The 20,170-nt window shown below is 60.7% G+C and carries 17 protein-coding genes; 5 read left to right on the forward strand and 12 right to left on the reverse strand.

The window, feature by feature from the left end; translation table 11 throughout:
• The first annotated feature begins 155 nt into the window (after window positions 1–155).
• Entirely contained in the window at window positions 156–1,727 is a 1,572-nt protein-coding gene (cimA, locus tag ABDB84_RS12250) for a citramalate synthase (RefSeq protein ID WP_345920023.1), read from the forward strand.
• 577 nt (window positions 1,728–2,304) lie between these two features.
• Here cimA and ABDB84_RS12255 read toward each other — a convergent pair.
• The 6 genes from ABDB84_RS12255 to ABDB84_RS12280 form a co-directional block, all read right to left on the reverse strand.
• Window positions 2,305–2,850: a hypothetical protein gene (locus ABDB84_RS12255; protein WP_345920024.1), complete on the reverse strand. Its 546-nt coding sequence runs from the start codon at window positions 2,848–2,850 to the stop codon at window positions 2,305–2,307.
• A gap of 63 nt (window positions 2,851–2,913) precedes the next feature.
• Window positions 2,914–4,248 (reverse strand): YaaC family protein, encoded by a 1,335-nt coding sequence (locus ABDB84_RS12260; RefSeq protein ID WP_345920025.1) that lies wholly within the window; start codon window positions 4,246–4,248, stop codon window positions 2,914–2,916.
• 143 nt (window positions 4,249–4,391) lie between these two features.
• Window positions 4,392–4,958: a PDDEXK family nuclease gene (locus tag ABDB84_RS12265; RefSeq protein ID WP_345920026.1), complete on the reverse strand. Its 567-nt coding sequence runs from the start codon at window positions 4,956–4,958 to the stop codon at window positions 4,392–4,394.
• 342 nt (window positions 4,959–5,300) lie between these two features.
• On the reverse strand, window positions 5,301–5,717 hold the full coding sequence (locus ABDB84_RS12270) for a type II toxin-antitoxin system VapC family toxin (protein WP_345920027.1): 417 nt from the start codon (window positions 5,715–5,717) through the stop codon (window positions 5,301–5,303).
• Window positions 5,714–5,971: a type II toxin-antitoxin system Phd/YefM family antitoxin gene (locus ABDB84_RS12275; protein ID WP_345920028.1), complete on the reverse strand. Its 258-nt coding sequence runs from the start codon at window positions 5,969–5,971 to the stop codon at window positions 5,714–5,716. Before ABDB84_RS12275 ends, ABDB84_RS12270 begins: the two co-directional genes overlap by 4 nt.
• 153 nt (window positions 5,972–6,124) lie before the next feature.
• Window positions 6,125–6,904, reverse strand: coding sequence for a helix-turn-helix transcriptional regulator (locus ABDB84_RS12280; RefSeq protein WP_345920029.1), 780 nt, complete (start codon window positions 6,902–6,904; stop codon window positions 6,125–6,127).
• 1,375 nt (window positions 6,905–8,279) lie between these two features.
• Between ABDB84_RS12280 and leuC the strand changes: the two genes are divergently transcribed.
• The 4 genes from leuC to ABDB84_RS12300 all read left to right on the forward strand — a co-directional run bounded on the left by leuC (window position 8,280) and on the right by ABDB84_RS12300 (window position 13,002).
• Window positions 8,280–9,692, forward strand: a complete 1,413-nt coding sequence (gene leuC, locus ABDB84_RS12285; RefSeq protein WP_345920030.1) for a 3-isopropylmalate dehydratase large subunit — start codon at window positions 8,280–8,282, stop codon at window positions 9,690–9,692.
• Between the two features lie 11 nt (window positions 9,693–9,703).
• Window positions 9,704–10,342: a 3-isopropylmalate dehydratase small subunit gene (gene leuD, locus ABDB84_RS12290; protein ID WP_345920031.1), complete on the forward strand. Its 639-nt coding sequence runs from the start codon at window positions 9,704–9,706 to the stop codon at window positions 10,340–10,342.
• A gap of 276 nt (window positions 10,343–10,618) precedes the next feature.
• On the forward strand, window positions 10,619–11,680 hold the full coding sequence (gene leuB / locus ABDB84_RS12295; RefSeq protein ID WP_345920032.1) for a 3-isopropylmalate dehydrogenase: 1,062 nt from the start codon (window positions 10,619–10,621) through the stop codon (window positions 11,678–11,680).
• A gap of 227 nt (window positions 11,681–11,907) precedes the next feature.
• Window positions 11,908–13,002: a glycerophosphodiester phosphodiesterase gene (locus tag ABDB84_RS12300; protein ID WP_345920033.1), complete on the forward strand. Its 1,095-nt coding sequence runs from the start codon at window positions 11,908–11,910 to the stop codon at window positions 13,000–13,002.
• A gap of 8 nt (window positions 13,003–13,010) precedes the next feature.
• On the opposite strand, the gene ABDB84_RS12305 is transcribed toward ABDB84_RS12300, so the two are convergent.
• From ABDB84_RS12305 to ABDB84_RS12330, 6 genes are all read right to left on the reverse strand, one after another.
• The gene (locus tag ABDB84_RS12305; protein WP_345920034.1) at window positions 13,011–14,012 is read right to left on the reverse strand and encodes a GGDEF domain-containing protein; all 1,002 of its coding nucleotides are present in this window, start codon (window positions 14,010–14,012) and stop codon (window positions 13,011–13,013) included.
• A gap of 511 nt (window positions 14,013–14,523) precedes the next feature.
• Window positions 14,524–17,316: an AAA family ATPase gene (locus tag ABDB84_RS12310; RefSeq protein ID WP_345920035.1), complete on the reverse strand. Its 2,793-nt coding sequence runs from the start codon at window positions 17,314–17,316 to the stop codon at window positions 14,524–14,526.
• Window positions 17,317–17,321: 5 nt separating this feature from the next.
• Window positions 17,322–17,714 (reverse strand): type II toxin-antitoxin system VapC family toxin, encoded by a 393-nt coding sequence (locus tag ABDB84_RS12315; RefSeq protein WP_345920036.1) that lies wholly within the window; start codon window positions 17,712–17,714, stop codon window positions 17,322–17,324.
• Complete coding sequence (locus tag ABDB84_RS12320; protein ID WP_345920037.1) at window positions 17,711–17,959, reverse strand: type II toxin-antitoxin system Phd/YefM family antitoxin; 249 nt, start codon at window positions 17,957–17,959, stop codon at window positions 17,711–17,713. The genes ABDB84_RS12315 and ABDB84_RS12320 overlap by 4 nt, the downstream gene beginning before the upstream one ends.
• 62 nt (window positions 17,960–18,021) lie before the next feature.
• Window positions 18,022–18,729, reverse strand: coding sequence for a hypothetical protein (locus ABDB84_RS12325; RefSeq protein ID WP_345920038.1), 708 nt, complete (start codon window positions 18,727–18,729; stop codon window positions 18,022–18,024).
• A gap of 162 nt (window positions 18,730–18,891) precedes the next feature.
• On the reverse strand, window positions 18,892–20,166 hold the full coding sequence (locus ABDB84_RS12330) for a hypothetical protein (protein ID WP_345920039.1): 1,275 nt from the start codon (window positions 20,164–20,166) through the stop codon (window positions 18,892–18,894).
• Window positions 20,167–20,170 lie beyond the last annotated feature (4 nt).

Genomic DNA, 20,170 nt, shown 5'->3' on the forward strand with positions numbered 1-20,170 from the left:
TCTCAATGCGGGCAAAGTGCCGCCAGAGCGGCGGACGTAAACCCGATATTGTGACGGATCAGCGCGGTGGTGTCACATCGGCGGCGACGTAAGTCCTGTTTTCTGTCAAAGTATCGGGCTTTCAAAAAACTCGCCGTAATTGCCGGAGCCGTTGTATGAGCCAAGTCCACGTCTATGATTCCACCCTGCGCGATGGTGCCCAGGCGCAAGGCATCTCCTATTCGGTGGAAGACAAGATCAAGATCGTCGAGCGCCTCGACGCGCTGGGCGTGGCCTACATCGAAGCGGGCAATCCCGGCTCTAACCCCAAGGATCTGGAGTTTTTCCGCCGTCTGGGCGAGCTCAAGCTCACCCACAGCAAGATCATCGCCTTCGGCGCTACGCGCAAGATCGGCATCCGCCCCGAAGACGACAACAACCTGCGCTCCCTGCTGTCGGCCGGCACCGAGGCCGTCGCCATCTTCGGCAAGAGCTGGGATTACCAGGTCACCGACATCCTGCGCACCAGCTTGGCCGAAAACCTCGCCATGATCGGCGATACCATCGCCTACCTGAAAGCGCAGGGCAAGGAAGTGGTGTTCGACGCCGAGCACTTCTTCGACGGCTACAAGGCCAATGCCGACTACGCCCTGCAGGCGCTGGCCGCCGCCGCCGAAGCCGGCGCCGACTGTCTCTGTCTGTGCGATACCAATGGCGGCACCTTCCCCGATGTGATCCGCGAGATCACGGCGCTGGTCGTCGCGCGTTTCCCCGGCGTGTCCATCGGCATCCACTGTCACAACGACTGCGAGATGGCGGTAGCCAACTCGGTCGCCGCCGTGCAAGCCGGCGCCACGCAAGTGCAGGGCACCATCAACGGCATCGGCGAGCGCTGCGGCAATGCCAATCTCTGCGCGATCATCCCGAATGTCGAGCTCAAGCTCGGCAAGCGCTGCCTGCCCGAAGGCAGCCTGGTGCATCTGACTTCGCTGGCGCGCAGCGTCAGCGAGATCGCCAACATGCCGCACAACGAAAAAGCGCCCTATGTCGGCAACGACGCCTTCGCGCACAAGGGCGGCATGCACATCGACGCGGTGAACAAGAACCCGATCTCCTACGAACACATCAATCCGGAACTGGTCGGCAACAGCCGCCGCATCCTGATGAGCGAAGTCGCCGGCCGCAGCACCCTGCTGGCGCGCATCAACAAGCTCGACCCCAGCCTGACCAAGGACTCGCCCGAAACCCAGGCCATCGTCGACAAGCTCAAGGAGCTCGAACACGAGGGCTACCAGTTCGAAACCGCTGAGAGCTCCTTCGAACTGGTGGTGCGCAAGCTCTTGGGCATGCACAAGCCTTTCTTCGAACTCAAGGAATTCAAGGTCATCGTCGCCGAACCGGCGCTCAGCGGCAGCAACTCCAATGCGCTGATCAAGATCGCCGTCGGCGGCGAAGAAGAAATCACCGCCGCCGAAGGCGACGGCCCGGTCAACGCGCTCGACAAAGCGCTGCGCAAGGCGCTCGAACGCTTCTACCCGGTGATCCGCGAGATGAAGCTCACCGACTACAAGGTGCGCGTGCTCGACTCCGACAAAGCCTCCGCCGCCAAGGTGCGCGTGCTGATCGAAACCTCGGATGCCGAAGCCCAATGGACCACGATCGGCGTCTCTACCGACATCATCGACGCCAGCTGGAAAGCCCTGGTCGACGCCATCGAATTCAAGCTGGTGCGCGAGCAGGGCAACTGAGCTGCACCGCAAAGGCGCGAAGGCAGGCAAAAACGAAGGCTTCACCGCAAAGGCGCAAAGGTGCGCAAAGGGCCGCGAAGGTGTTTGTTTCTGCGAGGTGGTCGCGCAGATGCGATGAGGCTGTGACGCAGGCCCGCAGGGGGGCGAGTTTTCCCCTCTCCCGCTAGCGGGAGAGGGTGGCGCGAGAGCGCCGGGAGAGGGCTTCGTCCCGCGTATACAACGACCCGTTCGGCCCGAGTGCACCGCCAGGCGCGTATCGAGGGCTGCCTTTAAAGCGGAATCCCGACCGCTTAGCCCAGGCGAGTGCTGAAGCCAGCGCTATCGTCGTAATGCAGTTCAGTTAAGACATCTTCAGTTTTTGGGCGACGGATTTTTGACGCACAGGGCGCGAAGAAAGACAGAAGGTCCACAAAGGAACCCCCAAAATCGTTTCCCTTTGTGGACCTTTGCTTTTCCTTTGCGTCCTTTGCGTCAAAAGCCAGCGCATCAAACATGCTCGTATGCTGATCAAATTGCCTCCTTCAGAGGTTTCGTTTCATCGCGCTACGCTGCCGCGCTTTGATACGGGCTGGCCTTGTCATTCTTTGGGGAGCGATATTCCGAGTTTGCTGAGAAATTTTCTGAAACCCGGATGATGATTGGACCCGATGTAAATACCCAGAACAAGTAAGGATATTATTTTTAAAATTTGCTTGTAAGCGCCCGCAGTTCCGGTCCAGTGGCTCAATACAGCGTACAGAGCGCTTATTGTGAAGCCTGCTCCGGTCAGGCCGAACAGCCTATTGTAGATTTTACGTGCGGCCGGATTCGGGTTCGTCGAGGGATCCGCTCCGGCGGAGAACCCGAGTATCAGCAGCAGTGACACGAACATGATCGTTGGCGCCACGAGATTTTTATTCCCTGTACGCACTCCGACAAAGAGGACGAATGCAGCCAAAAGATAGCAAACGCACTGCAGCGCGATGGTGAATTTTCTCATTCCGGCGTCAAGGTTTGGAGATGAAGGTATTGCCAGATTTTGAGCAGGGCTTTTGGGGTGATTCAGCGACGGGAAGTAGCCCGGATGCAGCGCAGCGGAATCCGGGAGCGGCCTCAATGATCGAAAAGCTCGGGTTGTGTTCATTGGGCTATTTGCTGAATTTACCGGCCCGCGCGGCTTTTTTTGCATATCCGGTGGGATGAAGGGTTAGCTCTCGGCGGATACATATGGGTGAAACTTCGATAGGGAGCGAAGCAGTAGGACGGGAAACTTATTCTCGAATGCCGAAAGGTACTTGCGAGTTATAAGTGAAATATCTGATCTGACTTGGTTGAGAAGAATCTCGCCCCAATGATCAGGAGAATATCTCATGATGTTGCTGAAGGCGTTCGTCAGCAGGAAATGCAGGCAAAGTTCTGGAAGCACAATCGGGAAGAAGGGATTTTCGATATACCAGAACCGCCCGCGTATGTCGGAATATATGGTTGCACGAATCTTGTGTGCCTCAGTGAATGGGATCGTGACAATGGTCTTTCCATGTCGCTCCCCTCGCTGAAACTCGCCAAATGCATTGTCAATATCTGCCGTGGCAGGGCGGGTTTCTCCATCTCCAATTTGGAGTTCCCATTTGACGCTTCTCGGGTCGCTGACGGTCGTTATCTCAAGAGGAAATGTCCTAGAAGGCTTTCCAGTCACAAGACTGTAGTACTCGCGAATTTCAGGGACCATACTAAGCAGCGTGCCGGTGCCGACGCTGGTTCTTGTCTTGTAAAAGGCCAAAATGGAGGCTTCGTTGTCTTGAATGATGGTGGTTCGCCGGTCGCGGACGGTTGAGCTCGGGAACGACGTAAACAAGTCGCTAAATGTGCCCTGCTTTATATCGCCGCCAAATTGCGCCCGTATTTGGTCCGGTAGATAGTTGAGGCCGTGTGATCCCGGTAGACCATCAAGGACGTAACGTACCGGGTTGTTTAAAATGACAACTGCGTAAGCGTATGCCGTAAGAGCGTAAAAAAAATTGAGCGGCTTAACCATCAATGAGCCGGCACGTCCCGATTGATACAGTTCGCGCCCTTGTTTCATGCAGTTCTTTAACCGTTGTGCTTCGGATACGCTTATTCCGGCATTTCTAGTTGTCCCGGTAGTTCGCTTTCGTAGCTTGTAGAGCTCTCGAATATGTTCGGCATTCTCTGCGTTCTCGAGCAGTTCGATTAGAGATGAGGAGAAATGAAGCTCCTCAACACTGAGTAGCTTGAATGGGCTCTCGCTCTTGATATGAGCGGCGACTTCGTTTCGTAGGAGAAACAGATTCTTTGCGCGATACGCCTCTGGACTCTTCAGATCCAGGATGCCACTTGCTTGTATGTAGCTTTCTATCTTGTTCTCATGTTCAGCCTGAACTTCTGCACTCAGAGTTTTCCATGTACGCGTGACTTCATCGCGCTTCTTAAGTTCTGCCGCGTAATCGATGGAAGACTCAAATGGCGATTCATTCGTTACTGGGGTGAGTTCAACGGCGTCAGTTAATATGGCTTCGATCATGGTGTGTGCGATGGATAAAGAAGGCTAGCGTGTGGCTGAGCGATCTGCGCGATCTTTCGCGTAACGCGCTCGAACGTTTGACGAGAGGGAATGGTTAGCGAAGTAATCGGCCGAAGGCGCCGCAAATCGTCCGGAAGTTAATCTTAACTGTCATTAAGAATCATATGGTTACGAGGATTGACTTGAGAGGTGCTTGGGTTCTGACCATGCTCAAAACGTGCTGATCGCCCCTTTGCAAGTGCGTGAGACAGCGACATTTCGCGGCAGCCTTCGCAACAGTTGCTTTTTATCGTGCAGTACGCAGTGTTTTGAATGGTGATCTTTCCGCAGCCGTCGCATTCAAGAAACATATCATCAAACCCCCAGTACATCGTGGAATCGGCCTCGTAGTTCTTGGGTATGAATGATTTCAAGTACCCGGCGTTCGATTCAGGGTCTGGAATTTCTTCAAACGCGACAAATAGTGGCTCTCCAATTTCATCCGCAAATGATTGCATTAACTCATTGTCGTACTGATACCGCCCGCGTACTTCGAAGTACCCGAAGTCTGGAAGGTAGAAATCAGGGAGATACGATTTCCCGTTGACATTGAACCCCTGCTGCTCGTAAAGCCAGCGGATGCCTGCAGCATCGAAGAATACCGCCCACCTTGCTTCTAGACGCGATCGAAACCAGTAACTTTTGTAATGCGTTTGGATTGGGGTGATCATCGTTGATGCACCTAACGTTAGGTTAACTTCAAAAATAATTGATTCAAATATCTACATCACTTTGACGGATAAACCACTTTACCCTCAAAGCAAGATCATTCTTCAGCGCCGCATCAGTTCGATAGATAAGCCAGCTTGAACACCGCCCCGCAAGCTCAAGCATCCTCCCATCCACCCCGCGCAGCCTAGATGCAAATCAAGTAGAACCATACACGCCGGGCATGGGCGAGTGTGTTCCTGCCCGAAAGGGCATGTCTCTGGTGGCGGGATTCGGGGTTTGAGCGGTGTGAGTGCGGCGCTCAGCGTTGGCCGGCGGGCTCTACACGCTGTTGCTCGGCCGGCTCATTCCAGCCAGGGGTTGCACAGCTGCAAGCTCGGCAGGCCCGCAAAGTCTGCGCTGTTGCGGGTGACCAGCACCAGACCGTGGGCAATGGCAGTGGCGGCAAGCAGGCCGTCGATGGCGGGCAGGGGACGTCCGGCGTCGACGCGCAGGCGGCCCCAGCAGTGGGCGACGGCTTCGTCGATGCCGAGTAGCCTGCCGGAAAATTGCGCCGGCACGGTGTCTTCAAGCCAGCGCCGCAGGGCGGTCTGGCGTTGGCCCGGCGCCATTTTTTCGACTCCGTAACGGATCTCGCCCAGCGTGAGGCTGCTCAGATATTGTTCGGCCAGCGGCTGGGCGGCCATCCACTCAAGCACGCGGGCCTCGGGCTGCGCGCGGGTGATTTCGGAGAGGACGTTGGTGTCGAGCAGATATTTCACAGGCTGAATTCGCGCGGCAGCGAGCGATCCCGCTCCAGTTCGAGTTCCGCAGCGAACAGCGGTGAGGCGCGCAGGAAGTCCAGCAGCGAACCCTGCGCCGTGGCGGGGGCAAACTGGCGTTGATAGTCGGCGACGGACATCACGATGGCTGCGGGCCGGTTATGTACGGTGATCTCTTGCGGGCCCTGTTCATTGGCACAACGCACCAGCTCGCCCAGTTGTGCCTTGGCTTCTGCCATTTGCCAAACCTGCATGAGAATCTCCTGATTTGACCAAGTTGGTCAAATTCTAGGTGAAGCCTAGCCTGAGTACAAGTGCATCGATGCGGGCATCGCGGCCTCGGGCTGCGCCCTGGCTGCACAACGCCGTCGTCTCGGGTCGGCGCGAAACCAGGCTGGGCGGGCTGTTCAGGCTGGCTGCAGCATCACCAGCTTGATGTGTTCGTGCTCTACCGGGTGCAGGGTGACTTGCTGGTAATGGATCAGGCCGCGCTGAGGGTGCAGGAAGCCGCGCTCGCCGCCCTGGCGTTCGAGCACGTCGTGCTGTTTCCAGAACTGGGCGAAGTCTGGGCTGGCGGCGGTGAGCTCGTCGATGAGGCGGAGCAGGGCGGGTTCATCCAGGCGGGTGCGGCAGTCGGCGCGGAATTCGGCGGCGATGCGGCGGGCGCGGGTTTCCCAGTCGACGATCAGGCTGCGTGCGCTGGCGGCGAGGAAGACGAAGCGCAGCAGGTTGGGGGGCTGGCTGTGGGGCTGGTCGAGCCAGCCGCTGAAGAGCACGGCGGCGGCGGCGTTCCAGCCGAGCATGTCCCAGTGGCGGCCCATGATGTAGGCGGGGATGGCAATGTCGGCGAGGCTGGCGAGCAGGGCGGCGGGGGCGTCGTCGGCCGGGCTTTCGCTGGCGGCGCTGTCGCGCCGGCCGGCCATCTCGAACAGGTAGGCACGCTCGGTGCGGGTCAGTTGCAGGGCCTGTGCAAGGCGGGCGAGCACGTCGGCCGAGACATTCACCTCGCGCCCTTGTTCGAGCCAGGTGTACCAGGTGGGGCTGATGCCGGCGAGCTGGGCGACTTCCTCACGGCGCAGGCCAGAGGTGCGGCGGCGGCTGCCAGCGGGAAAACCGAAAGCCTCCGGCGCGCTGCGCTGACGCAGCACCTGCAGGAATTCACCGAGTTCTTTGCGTCGTGCGTCCATGGTTGTAGCTCCGTTTTGAATGGCTTTGGCCCTGCGGGCGGCCTACCGCAAAGGCGCAAAGGGCGCGCAAAGGGCCGCGAAGATCAAAAAAAGATCGATCTAAGTTTAGTGCTCGTGTTTTGCTGATGTTCGTGAGCATTGAGTCCTTTGCGGCCCTTCGCGTTTCCTTTGTGCCTTTGCGGTGAAGTCCTTTCGCAAGCTGCCTATCTCCGTTTTGAATGGCTTGGTCCTGCGGGCGGCCTACCGCAAAGGCGCAAAGAGCGCGCAAAGGGCCGCGAAGGTAAAACATAAAGATCGATTCTTGAGCACTTAATCCTTTGCGGCCCTTCGCGTTGCCTTTGCGCCTTTGCGGTGAAGTCCGTTAGCAAACTGCCTATCTTCGTTTTGAATGGCTTTGGCCCCTGCGGGCGGCTTACCGCAAAGGCGCAAAGAGCACGCAAAGGGCCGCTAAGGAAAAGCATAAAGATCGATTCGTGAGCATTTATTCCTTTGCGGCCCTTCGCGTTTCCTTTGCGTCTTTGCGGTGAAGTGTTCTGCCTTGTTTCCTGAAGTGCCTGCCTCGATACACCGGGCTACGCCCGGCACTCGGCACGAACGGGGTGAAGTGTTTGGTGGAAAACCCCAGAACCGTTCGGCCCGAGTGCGCCCGCAGGGCGTGTATCGAGGGCGGGCAGTAACTCCAAAATCAATCCTTTGCGGCCCTTCGCGTTGCCTTTGCGTCTTTGCGGTGAAGTGTTCTGCCTTGTTGCCTGAAGTGCCTGCCTCGATACACCGGGCTGCGCCCGGCACTCGGCACGAACGGGGTGAAGTGTTTGGCGGAAAACCCCAGAACCGTTCGGCCCGAGTGCGCCCGCAGGGCGTGTATCGAGGGCGGGCATCGACTCCACATATCAATCCTTTGCGGCCCTTCGCGTTTCCTTTGCGTCTTTGCGGTGAAGTGTTCTGCCTTGTTTCCTGAAGTGCCTGCCTCGATACACCGGGCTACGCCCGGCACTCGGCACGAACGGGGTGAAGTGTTTGGTGGAAAACCCCAGAACCGTTCGGCCCGAGTGCGCCCGCAGGGCGTGTATCGAGGGCGGGCAGTAACTCCAAAATCAATCCTTTGCGGCCCTTTGCGTTTCCTTTGCGCCTTTGCGGTGAAGTCTTTTAGCAAACTGCCTATCTCCGTTGTGGATGGCTTTGGCCCTGCGGTGAAGGTTTTCCGCCTTTGCGGTGAAAGTCTTTTCAAGCCCTTTCTATTACTCGCAGTACTAGTATAAACAATTGTCTTGTTCTGGTACTGGCGCGGCTCTAAGATGCGCGCCTGTGCCGTGTGGTCTATGGTGAATCTCCCGATTCAGCGCACGGTTTTCCCTGTTCTAGCGAAGGAGCTGCCATGGCAGGCAAGACGCTTTACGACAAGTTGTGGGATCCGCATGTGGTCCGCCAGGAAGAAGACGGTACCTGTCTTCTCTATATCGACCGTCACCTGGTGCACGAAGTGACCAGTCCGCAAGCTTTCGAAGGCCTGCGTCTGGCTGGCCGCAAGGCTTGGCGCAGCACCTCGGTGGTGGCGGTGCCCGACCACAACACGCCGACCAATAACTGGGACCGCGACATCGAAGATCCGATCTCGAAGACCCAGGTCGATACGCTGGATGCGAACATCAAGGAATTCGGTTCGCTGATGTACTTCCCGTTCAAGCACAAGAACCAGGGCATCATCCACGTCATCGCGCCGGAAAACGGTGCGATCCTGCCGGGCATGACGGTGGTCTGTGGTGACAGCCACACGGCGACGCACGGCGCCTTCGGCGCGCTGGCGCACGGCATCGGCACTTCGGAAGTCGAGCACGTGCTGGCCACGCAGACGCTGATCCAGAAGAAGTCCAAGGCCATGCTGGTCAAGGTCGAGGGCAAGCTGGGTCTGGGCGTGACCGCCAAGGACGTGGCGCTGGCCATCATCGGCAAGATCGGCACTGCCGGCGGCACGGGTTACTGCATCGAGTTCGGCGGATCGGTGTTCCGCGAGCTGACGATGGAAGGCCGTATGACGGTCTGCAACCTCGCCATTGAAGCGGGTGCGCGCGCCGGCATCATCGGCGTCGATGACAAGACCATCGCTTACCTCAAGGGCCGCCCCAATGTGCCGAGCGGCGCAGCCTGGGACACTGCCGTGTCCTACTGGAACACGCTGCATTCGGACGCCGATGCGAAGTTCGACGCCGTCGTCGAAATCGATGCCGCAAGCATCGAACCGCAAGTGACCTGGGGCACCTCGCCCGAGCAGGTGCTGGCGGTCGGTGGCAAGGTGCCGAATCCGGCGAACGAGGCCGATCCGGTCAAGCGCACGGGTATCGAGAACGCGCTCAAGTACATGGGCCTCACGGCTGATCAGCCGATTACCGACATCAAGATCGACAAGGTCTTCATCGGTTCCTGCACCAATTCGCGTATCGAAGACTTGCGCGCGGCCGCAGTGGTCGCCAAGGGCAAGAAGGTCGCGGGCAATGTGAAGCTGGCGATGGTTGTGCCGGGTTCCGGCATCGTCAAGCGTCAGGCGGAAGAAGAAGGTCTGGACAAGATCTTCATCGAAGCCGGCTTTGAGTGGCGTGAGCCGGGTTGCTCGATGTGTCTGGCGATGAATGCTGACCGCCTGACGCCGGGCGAGCGCTGCGCATCGACCTCGAACCGCAACTTCGAAGGCCGTCAGGGCCCCGGTGGTCGTACCCACCTGGTGAGCCCCGCCATGGCGGCTGCCGCGGCCATCGCCGGTCACTTCGTCGACGTCCGCGCTGCGGCCAACTGAGGAGAACACAGATGAAAGCCTTCACCCAGATCAATGGCCTTGCAGCACCGCTGGACCGCGCCAACGTCGATACCGACGCGATCATCCCCAAGCAGTTCCTCAAGTCGATCAAGCGTTCGGGCTTCGGCCCCTACCTGTTCGATGAGTGGCGCTACCTCGACCACGGCGAGCCGGGCATGGACTGCACGAATCGTCCGAAGAATCCGGACTTCGTGCTCAACCAGCCGCGCTACCAGGGTGCGCAAGTGCTGCTGGCGCGCGAGAACTTCGGCTGCGGCTCCTCGCGCGAACACGCGCCCTGGGCCATCGAAGACTTCGGTTTTTCCGTGATGATTGCGCCGTCTTTCGCCGACATCTTCTTCAGCAACAGCTACAAGAACGGCATTCTGCCGATCGTGGCTTCGCATGAAGTGGTCGACCGCCTGTTCAAGGAATGCGAAGCGACTGAGGGCTACACGCTCAATGTCGATCTGCCCGCACAAACCGTGACCACGCCGAGCGGCTTCTCGTTCAGCTTCGACATCACGCCGCACCGCAAGCACTGCCTGCTCAACGGCCTCGATGAAATCGGTCTGACCCTGCAGCACGCCGACGAGATCAAGAGCTTTGAAGCGAAGCACAAGGCGGCACAGCCCTGGCTGTTCGCCTGAGGCGGTAACAAAACGCACTGCACGATCTGTAGAGAGCGTTTCGCAGATCAAGCAGTGTATTTTTGACGCGAAGGGCGCGAAGAGAAGCAAAGAAAGTTTCGCAAAGTCAGCGCGCAAGACAATCTTGTGAGGTGAAACTTTGCGAACCTTGTTTTGGCTTTGCGCCCTTCGCGTCAAAGACCGCCAGACATTAGGGCGCGCACCATTTCACCCGCAAGGCATCGCTGCTGCGCAGTGCGTACCCTAAGCAAAACTGGAATTCGACAAAGGATAAATATGAAAATCTGTTATCTGCCCGGCGATGGCATCGGTCCGGAAATCATGGCGCAAGCGCTGCGCGTGCTGGATGTTTTCAAGAAGGAAGGCCTGAACATCGAGCTCGAAGAAGCGCTGCTCGGCGGTGCTGCAGTCGATGCCACCGGCGTGCCTTACCCGGAAGCCACGCAGAAGGCTGCACGCGCGGCTGACGCCGTGCTGCTGGCCGCTGTCGGCGGCCCGAAGTGGGACGTGCTGCCGCGCCCGCAGCGCCCGGAACGTGGCCTGCTGGGCATCCGCAAGGATCTCAACCTGTTCGCCAATTTGCGCCCGGCCGTGCTGTATCCGGAACTGGCCAATGCCTCCTCGCTGAAGCCTGAAATCGTGGCCGGTCTGGACATCATGATCGTGCGTGAGCTGACCGGCGACATCTACTTCGGCGAGCCGCGTGGCATCAGCGAAGAAGGTGGCAAGCGCGTCGGCCGCAACACCATGATCTACAACGAAGACGAAATCCGTCGTATCGCGCACGTCGCCTTCAAGGCCGCACAGAAGCGCAGCAAGAAGCTCTGTTCGGTCGACAAGATGAACGTGCTCGAAACCACCCAGCTGTGGCGTGACGTGGTCATCGAAGTCTCGAAGGAATATCCGGATGTCGAACTCAGCCACATGCTGGTCGACAACTGTGCGATGCAGCTGGTGCGCGCACCGAAGCAGTTCGACGTGGTGGTCACCGGCAATATGTTCGGCGACATCCTCTCTGACGAAGCTTCGATGCTCACCGGTTCGATCGGCATGCTGCCCTCGGCCTCGCTCGACGAGAACAACAAGGGCATGTACGAACCCTGCCACGGCTCGGCACCGGACATCGCCGGCAAGAACCTCGCCAATCCGCTGGCGATGATCCTGTCGGTGGCGATGATGATGCGCTACACCTTCGCCAACGAAGCGGCGGCGACGCGTATTGAAACCGCCGTCAAGAAGGTGCTGGCTGCCGGCCTGCGCACCGGCGACATCTACGAAGAAGGCACGCAGCGCGTGTCGTGTAGCGAGATGGGCGACGCGGTGGTGGCTGCGCTCTAAGGCGATCGCTGCACAGCTTTGGCTGTCGCGGAACGGGGCAGTGTGGCGATTCGCTGCACTGCCCCGTTTTACATGGAAGGCCGGCGTCATCAGCCTGCAATGGCGTTCAGCTCAAATGCATGCTTTTGTCTGATCCCCTCAGGAGCTTGAAGATGACTGCAGGCCGTTTGAAGCGTATTTTGTCCGGCTCCGGCCTCGTGTTGCTGCTGGCCTTGAATGGATGTGCGATGGACTCTGCCCAAACCGGACCCAAGCTGATCGGCCGTGCCGCCAATGGTTTGCCCTTGGTGATCGGGCATCGTGGCGCCAGTGCGTATTTCCCCGAGCACACCCTGGCTGCGTATCAGAAAGCCATCGAACTGGGCGCCGACGTGATCGAGCCCGATCTGGTCAGTACCAAGGATGGTGTGCTGGTGGCGCGCCATGAGAACGAGATCGGCGGCACCACCAATGTGGCGAGCAAGCCCGAATTTGCTGCGCGCAAAACCACCAAGCTCATCGACGGTCAGCCGGTGACAGGCTGGTTCACCGAGGATTTCAGCTATGCCGAGCTGAAGACGCTGCGCGCCCGCGAGCGCATTCCTGCCAATCGGCCGGACAATGCCCGCTACAACGACCAGTTCGAGATTCCCAGCCTCGATGAGGTGATCGCCCTGGTCAAAGCGCATGAGCAGCGCAGCGGCCAGCGCATCGCGATCTACCCGGAAACCAAGCACCCGAGTTATTTCCAGAGCATTGGCTTGTCGCTCGAAGAGCCGCTGGTGAAAACCCTGCATGCTGCGGGCTATCACGGCAAGCAGGCGCCGGTGTTCATCCAGAGCTTTGAGGTGGCCAATCTCAAGAAGCTGCGCGGCATGACCGATCTGCCCCTGGTGCAGCTGATCGATAATCCGAAAAACACGCCGGCCAATGGCATGCCGCGCAATGTTCCCTGGGACTTCTACCTCGCCCGCGATGCCCGCACCTATGCCGACCTGACGACGGCAGAGGGTTTGCGCGAGATCGCGCGCTATGCCGACGCGGTCGGGCCGTACAAGGAAATCATCATCCCGCGCACGGCGGACAATCACATGGGTACGCCGAGCAGCTTCGTGCGCGATGCACACGCCGCTGGTCTGGGCGTGCACATCTGGACCCTGCGCCCGGAAAATCCCTTCCTGCCGCTGGAGTTCCGCCAGGGCGATGCCGCCTCGCTGAGCCAGCGGGGTGACATAGTGGCCGAGGTGATGGCTTATCTGCGTGCCGGCGTCGATGGCGTGTTCAGCGACGATCCGGGTCTGCTGCGCAGCGCGGTGCAGAAATTCGCCGCCCAGCGTGACTGAGCAGGCGCTCAGTCGAACAGTGCGTCGATATCGGCCTGCAGATCCTGGTTGTCGACCGTGGCGGCAGGCGCTGCGATGAGGCCGTTTTCGACCAGGCTCTCGTAACGGTTGATCTGGTTGCGGCCGTTGTCCTTGGAGAAGTACAGGGCTTCATCGGCGCGGCCAAGGATTTCGGCCGGCGTCAGCGAGGGGTCGATCTGCATATAGCCCATCGAGCAGGTGACCTGGCCGACCTGCGGGAATTCGTAGACCTCGACGGCCTGGCGGAAGCGCTCGAAAACCTGGTGGGCGTCTTCCGGCGTGACGTGGCGTAGCAGCACCACGAACTCCTCACCGCCGAAGCGGAACAGCTTGTCGCTGGCGCGAAAATTCTTGCGCATCAGTTCAGCGAGGCGCAGCAGGACTTCGTCGCCGAACAGGTGGCCGAAGTTGTCATTGATGCGCTTGAACTTGTCGATATCGAGCACGCCCAGCCAGCAGGGGCGCGCCGCCTTGTTGTCGCTGCGCTTGCCGCTGTCGTGACGGTTGGCTTGCCCGGCAATCGAGATGAAGCGGTCGAAATTTTCGTCGAAGGTCTTGCGGTTGTGCAGGCGGGTCAGGGTGTCGAGCTCGGCGTAATCAAGCAGCGCCAGGTGCTCGGAGTAGATGCTGAGCAGTTCGCGTATGCTTTCGATCAGCGCTTCGCCGGGCTCGCCATCGCATTGCGCATCAAGCACGGCCTGCGGGCCGGTGCCGCGATTGACGGAAAACACCAGGCGCACGCCAGCGCCTTCATTGTCCGCGCTGATGCCATCGGGTGAGACGCTGCACACTTGCAGCATGGGGTCGGCAAACAGGGCGTAGTCGTCGTGATCGAAGTTGTCGGTGTCGATGATCGAGGACAGCCCGCCGCGTACCGCCCAGGCTTCGGGAATGCTCAGCATTCCCTTGTGCGAGTTGCGTACGGCGTAGAGGATGACGGTGTGCGCATCGAGGATCTGCAAGGCCGCCTGGACTAGATCCTCACCCATCTTCGGCCGGTCGCGCGTACCTAAAAGCCTGTGCAGCTGCCGGAGTAAATGCAACGTGCTACTTTCGGAACGCATCGACGGAGTCAGATCGTTGTGCATAAGCAGCTCGGCGCTGAGGATTCCGCATTTTACGGCGGGATAGGGGAAAACCTTAGGGTGTGTTCACAGCAGACACACTACTTGCGTACTCTGAACACGAGCTAGCCTAACAGGCGTTTGAGTTCAGATGGAAAACACCCGCCGAAAGGCGTAATGCAGTTCAGTTAAGACCTATTCAGTTTTTGGGCGACGGATTTTCAACGCAAAGGACGCGAAGAAAGACAGAAGGTCCGCAAAGGAAACCAAAAAATCGTTTTCCTTTGTGGACCTTTGCTTTTCCTTTGCGCCCTTTGCGTCCTTTGCGTCCTTTGCGTCAAATGCCAGCGCATCAAACATCTGCATAGCCTAACTGAACGGTATTACCGTTGAATGGCGGGCTTTGCGGTGCTTGCACAACATCCTGTGCGCAGTCTTAATCGAGCTGGCGACGCAGCACGCCGATGGGCGGCGCCCAGTCGTCAGCCGGCTTTTTCTTGCGTGTCACCAGGGTTAGCTGGGCGGGCTGGAAGACGTTGGCGTTGTGCGTCACCGGCGTGGTGATCAGGTATTGCGCACGGGTGGCGCGCAGGAAGGCGCCGACGCGGTCGATATTGGCGACGTCCAGGTGGGCGAAGGGTTCGTCGATGAAGACGAAGCCGCCGGGGCGGGCGTCGTCCATCAAGAGGCCGATCAGCAGGATCAGCGACTTCATCACCTGCTGGCCGCCCGAGGCTTCGCCGTCATTGAGGCTTTGCGCGCCCTTCTGGTCGAAGTCGAAGGCGACTTCGAGGCCCGCTGCGTGCAGGGTGGCGTCGTCGTTGTCCAGCGTCGGCACCGGGCATTCGACATGCACGCCGGAGAGCTCGCCAAGGGCGCGCAGATTCTTGCCGTATTGCTTGACCGTGGCGCGCAGCTTGGCGATGTAGGCGGCGCGGGCGTCATCGACCATGCTGCGGGTGCGTTCTGAATACGCCAGGCGCTGGCCGTAGTCGGTTTCGCGCTGTGTGAGTTCCAGCGAGAGCTTTTCGCGCACGATCAGCACGCTCTCGTCACGCGGCCATTCTCCTTCGTTGAGGCGGCGCTTGAGGCGCCCCAGTTCGTTGCGCGCGCCGGCCAGGCCGCCGTAGTGCTCGGCCAGCTCCTGCAGGGCATCGGCTTCGAGCCAGTGGCGCGGCATGCCGCGGCGCTTGCTGCGCAGGCGCATCAGACGGGCGGCTTGTTCCAGACGCTGCGGCCGCGCTTCGGCGCTCAGGCGGCTGAGCGTATCGCGCGCTTGAGCGAGGTCGCGGCCACGGCGGTCGGCTTCGATGGCGATGCCGGAGAGGCGTTCCTTGCAGCGCTCCAGCTCTTGCTTGGCCGCTTCCAGGCGTTGTTCAGCCGCTTGCAGGCTGGCGAGTGCCGCCGGCTTGTCTTGCTCGGCGGCTTCGAATTCGCCGCTGCGCGAGAGCAGCAGCTCGGCGGCCTGCATGCCGAGCAGCTTTTCGCGGGCGACCTGCATCGCCGTCTCGGCTTCGCTTTGCTTCTTGTGCGCCCAGCCCAGCTGCTTGTCGAGCTCGGCGACTTCCTTCTGCAGCGCTTCCAGACGCGCGCTGCGCGCTAGTTCGCCGAACCAGAAGTCGAGCGGCACGCCGAGGTGGCGGGCGCCGCGCCGTTCGCGGTGGTAGCCGTCACGGGTGATCCAGTCCTGATCCTTGGGCAGCTTGCTGGCGGCCAGGGCGTTGTCGACGCGGCGGATGCGGCCCAGCAGTTCGGCTAGCCACTTCGGCGGATCGCCGGCGAAATTGACGATCTCCAGCAGGCTGCCGGGCGTGGCCGCCGGCACCGGGCTGCGGTCGGGCACGATGAAGTGGCGGAAGCGCTCGCGCTCACCCAGGCTCCAGGCGGCGCTGCGGTCGGCCTCGTCTTCGAGCAGGATCAGCGAGCGGTAGGGGCGCAGGATGGCTTCGAGCGCGCCTTGCCACATGGGATCGGTGACTTCGATGATTTCGGCCAGCAGCTGGTGTTCGATGCCCGCGTCGTGCAGCACTTTGCGGAAGCGCAGGGTTTCGCTGTCGGCCGGCGGGCCGCTGCGGGCCTGGGCGTCGCGCAGCTGCTGCGAGACTTCCTCGAAGCGGGCGGTCAGATCGCGCAGCTTGCCGCGTGCGGCCTGCCAGTCGGTGTAGGCGCTGGCGGCGGCATCTTCGGAATTGAGCGCGTCCTTGCCGTGCTCGCGGGCCACGCGCTCGCGCAGGGCGTCGCGTTCGGCAAGCTTCTTGTCGAGGTCGCGCAGCTGGTCGCGGGCGGCCAGCCACTGGCTATTGGTGTCATTGACGCGCTGGCCGGCTTCGTCCAGCCATTGCTGGGCGGCCTGGCGTTCGCCGCTGAGGTCGCCGACGCGGGCCTGGGATGCGTCGCGCAGCCCTTCGGCCTCGCGCAACTGCAGGCGCACCTGGCGCAGGCGCTCGCGCCAGGCATCGCTTTCCTCGCGCAGCTCGGCTACTTCGAGGCGCGGAATCGCATCGCTTTCCAGGGCCTGGGCTTCGCCATGCAGATTGCGCCATTCGAGGAAGCGATCCGCCTCCAGACGTTTGTTCTCGGTCTGCGCCTTGAGGCGTTCGAGGTCCAGCGACAGCGCTTCAAGCTCGCGCTGGGCGCTCTTCTGCTCTTCGCGCGCGGCCTGGTAGTTGTCCAGCACTTCCTTGTCGCCGAAGACATCGAAAACCAGGTCGAGCAGGGCGCGCGGCGAGTATTCGCAGAGCTTGTCGGTGTCGCCTTGCTCCAGCGACAGCACCTTGGCAATCGCCGGCGTCAGGCCGGCGTAGGCCAGACGCGACTGGTAGTCGCGCAAGCCCAGCCACTGCGCCGATTCTTCAAGCTGCTCGACCGAGAACAGGCCGTCCTCGATGGTGTATTCACGCGTCCAGTCACCGCCGGCGCGTTTGACGCGGCAGGCGAGGGTGATGTCGTCCTTGAGGCAGGGGAAGAAGGGCCGTTTGCCGGTCGAGCCGGGGCGGTTGGAGACGGTGGCGCGAATCCACGCAAAGCCGGCATTGGAGCGGCGCACGTAACGGCGGAAATCGCGCTTGCCCGAGCAGCGCAGCGCGAACAGCGTACGCATGGCGTCGAGCAGGGTGGTCTTGCCGGAGCCATTGGGCCCGACGATGGTGATGATCTGGGCATCGAGCGGCAGCGTGAAGCGGCGCCAGAAGTCCCAGTGGACGAGTTCGATGTCGCGGATGTGGAACATGGGTCTTAGCGATCTGCCGCTAGATGCGGCACGTTGTAGTGTGGAATGTGCTGGTCCGAGCTGATCAGGATCAGGCCTTCGATCAGTGTCTGGGCAATCATCACGCGGTCAAACGGATCGAGGTGATGAGGCGGTAGTTGCCCTGCGGCTATGGCGTGATCGAAGCTGATGGGGAGGGGATGAAACTCATAGGCGGACAGCTCTTTCAGTATTTGCGGGGCCAGCGGCGCATGCAGCTTGCCCGAGGAGCGCTTTATTTCGATTTCCCAGAGTGCAGCGGCACTGACGAAAATCTCATTGTGTTCAATGCTGAGGACCTGGCGTGCCTGTTGGCCGAGTCTCGGCGAGTCGGCCAACCACCACAGCAAGGCATTGGTGTCGAGCAGGTAGCGACTCAATCGTCACCCCGGCCTTCAAAGTATTTCTGCACGTCTTCGGGAAGCGGCGCGTCAAAGTCGTCGGCCATCCAGATTTGTCCCCGCAGCGCGCCTGGCACACGTGGCGCACGTGCCGCTTGAACAACTGGAACCAACCTCACAGCAGGTACGCCGGCCTTGGCGATGATCACTTCTTCACCTGCCAATGCTTGATCGACCATCTTCGAGAGCTGCGATTTGGCCTCGTGCATATTGAGCGAAAGCATGGCGGTCTCCTGTTGGCTAACCTAGCTAATTTAGTTATCTGGCTGTGTGAAGTAAAGCCGGATCAGCGCCGCGCTTCAAGCTCGGCGTCGTCGATCTCGTCGAGCACGTCTTCGTCCAGGTCGATCTGGCTGGGCAGCGCGCGGCCGGCGGCGGCCAGCACATCGGCGAGGGTGCCGTTGATGATGCGGTCGGCGAGCACGCGGTAGTCGAGCAGCACGTCGAGCAAGGGGCCTTCGACGATGTAGCCGCCACGGCGTTCGATGAAGCCCAGGCGTGCCAGCTTGCCGAGCGCGAAGTTGCGGATCTTGGTGCGGCCGCCGAGCTGGGTGCCGAAGTCGGCGAGCAGGGAGGCTTCGGAGACCGCGCCGGAGACTTCTTCACCGTGCACGATGGGTTTTTCCTGGCCGAACATATCGTTCTGGCCGTCGTCCTCGCGGGTGCGGCGACCGAGCTGGCGTTCGCGCTTGGGCAGGATGATCAGCGCCCAGATGACGATCAGCAGCGCGATCTCGTCACGCGTCAGGCCCATCGTGCTGGCTTGGTAGTCGCGCCCGCCGAAGACGGCTTCGTGCACATCGATCTTCAGGCCGACGGCGACATGCTCGGCAAAGGGATTGTCGAGCAATTCCAGGCCGACGCCCGCCAGGCGCGCTTCGATCTCATGACGGAAAGCCTCATCGACCAGCGCGCGGCGCACTTGCGCATCATTGCGCGGCAGCCAGCGGTGAGCGAGCAGGCGGGCGGTGAGGGAGGTGATGTCGTTGTTCATGGAGTTGTTTTTTGACGCGAAGGACGCGAAGAAAAGCGAAGGTTCACGAAGGTGTTGTGTGCAAGTGGGCTTGCGGAACGACAAAAAGGCAAAAGGGCTCGGCCAGCGCGCAAGTATTTACTTTGCGTACCTTGGCTTTTCTTCGCGCCCTTCGCGTCGAAATCAAACACGTCGCACCACCTCGCCCGCCGAGATATGCGAGACCTCGTCTTCCATCACTTCGATGAGATGACTTTCGAGCATCAGGTCGTAGGGCAGCTGGGTGAGGTCGGCGACCGGGCCTTCGGCCTGGGCTTCTTCGTTGCCGAGCAGCGACAGCAGTGACAAACGATAGCTGGCGAGGCCGAAATTGCCGCCGAGCACCAGCTTGTGGGCCGGTGTGGCTTGCGGGATGTCGGCCAGCTTCTCGGTCAGGCGTACCAGCAGGCTGAGGTCTTCCGACTCGCCGGCCTGATCGATGGGCGCGGCTTCGGCGGGCGGCAAGCTGGTGTCCGCCTCGCGTTGGCGCACTTCTTCGGAGAGCACCGATTCGGCGCGGTCGAGCAGTTCATGGCCGCCCGCAACAAACTGCGTGCGCGGGCCGGCGCCGAGTGCGCCATCGGCGAGCGCGGCGATGCGATGCGTATCGAGCCCGCGCAGCCAGGCAGCGGCATCGCTGGACGACACGCCGGACGCGCCGAGGGTCACGCGCTGCGATTCGATCTTGTTGAGCGCGCGCTGGAAGGCCGCGTCGACGCGGGCCAGGCGGCTTTGCGCGAGGCCGATGGAATGCGCCACGCGGGCCACATCCGGCGTAACTTCGTCTTCATTGTCGGCGAGCAGGCCGCGCAGGATCTGCGTGCCTTTTTCCAGCCAGCGCATATTGCCGGAGAGGCGCGAGCGCGCATCGAGGATGCGGAATTCCGAACCCGAGGCGATGGCGTCTTCAAACGAAGCGGTCAGCGCATTGAGCTTGGCCAGCAGGTGCTGCAGCATCTCCGGCGTGATCGTGCCGGTGGCCTGCATGCCGGCCAGCTGAGTCGTAAGGAAGCCCAGTTCGGCGTCTTCCGACTCGCCAAAGCGCAGCAGCGCAGACACTGCTGCGACGGCGTTGCGGCCGGCGTCGGAGAGCTGATACGTGTTGTCTTCACCAAAGACCATCAGCCCGTTTTCGCGCAAGCGCTTGAGCACCGTTTCGAGCTTGATGGTCTCGATGTAGCTGAAGTGGCGGCGCAGCTCTTCGGGCAGCCAGCGCGGGTGGTCGGCGCGGGCGCCGATCTCGCGCAGCACGTGCAGGCGGATGAATACTTCTTCCTCGCCACCACGGAACAGGGCGATGAAGGTATCCACCAGCGAACGCGCACGCACCAGCGACCACAGCGCCGGTACGTCGTCAGGCTCGACGCCGGGGGTCAGGAATTCGTGCAGATGGAGGTCTTGCGCAGCGCCGTGCAGCATCGTG

The organism is Uliginosibacterium sediminicola, from assembly GCF_039631295.1.
Classification (GTDB): Bacteria; Pseudomonadota; Gammaproteobacteria; order Burkholderiales; family Rhodocyclaceae; genus Viridibacterium; species Viridibacterium sediminicola.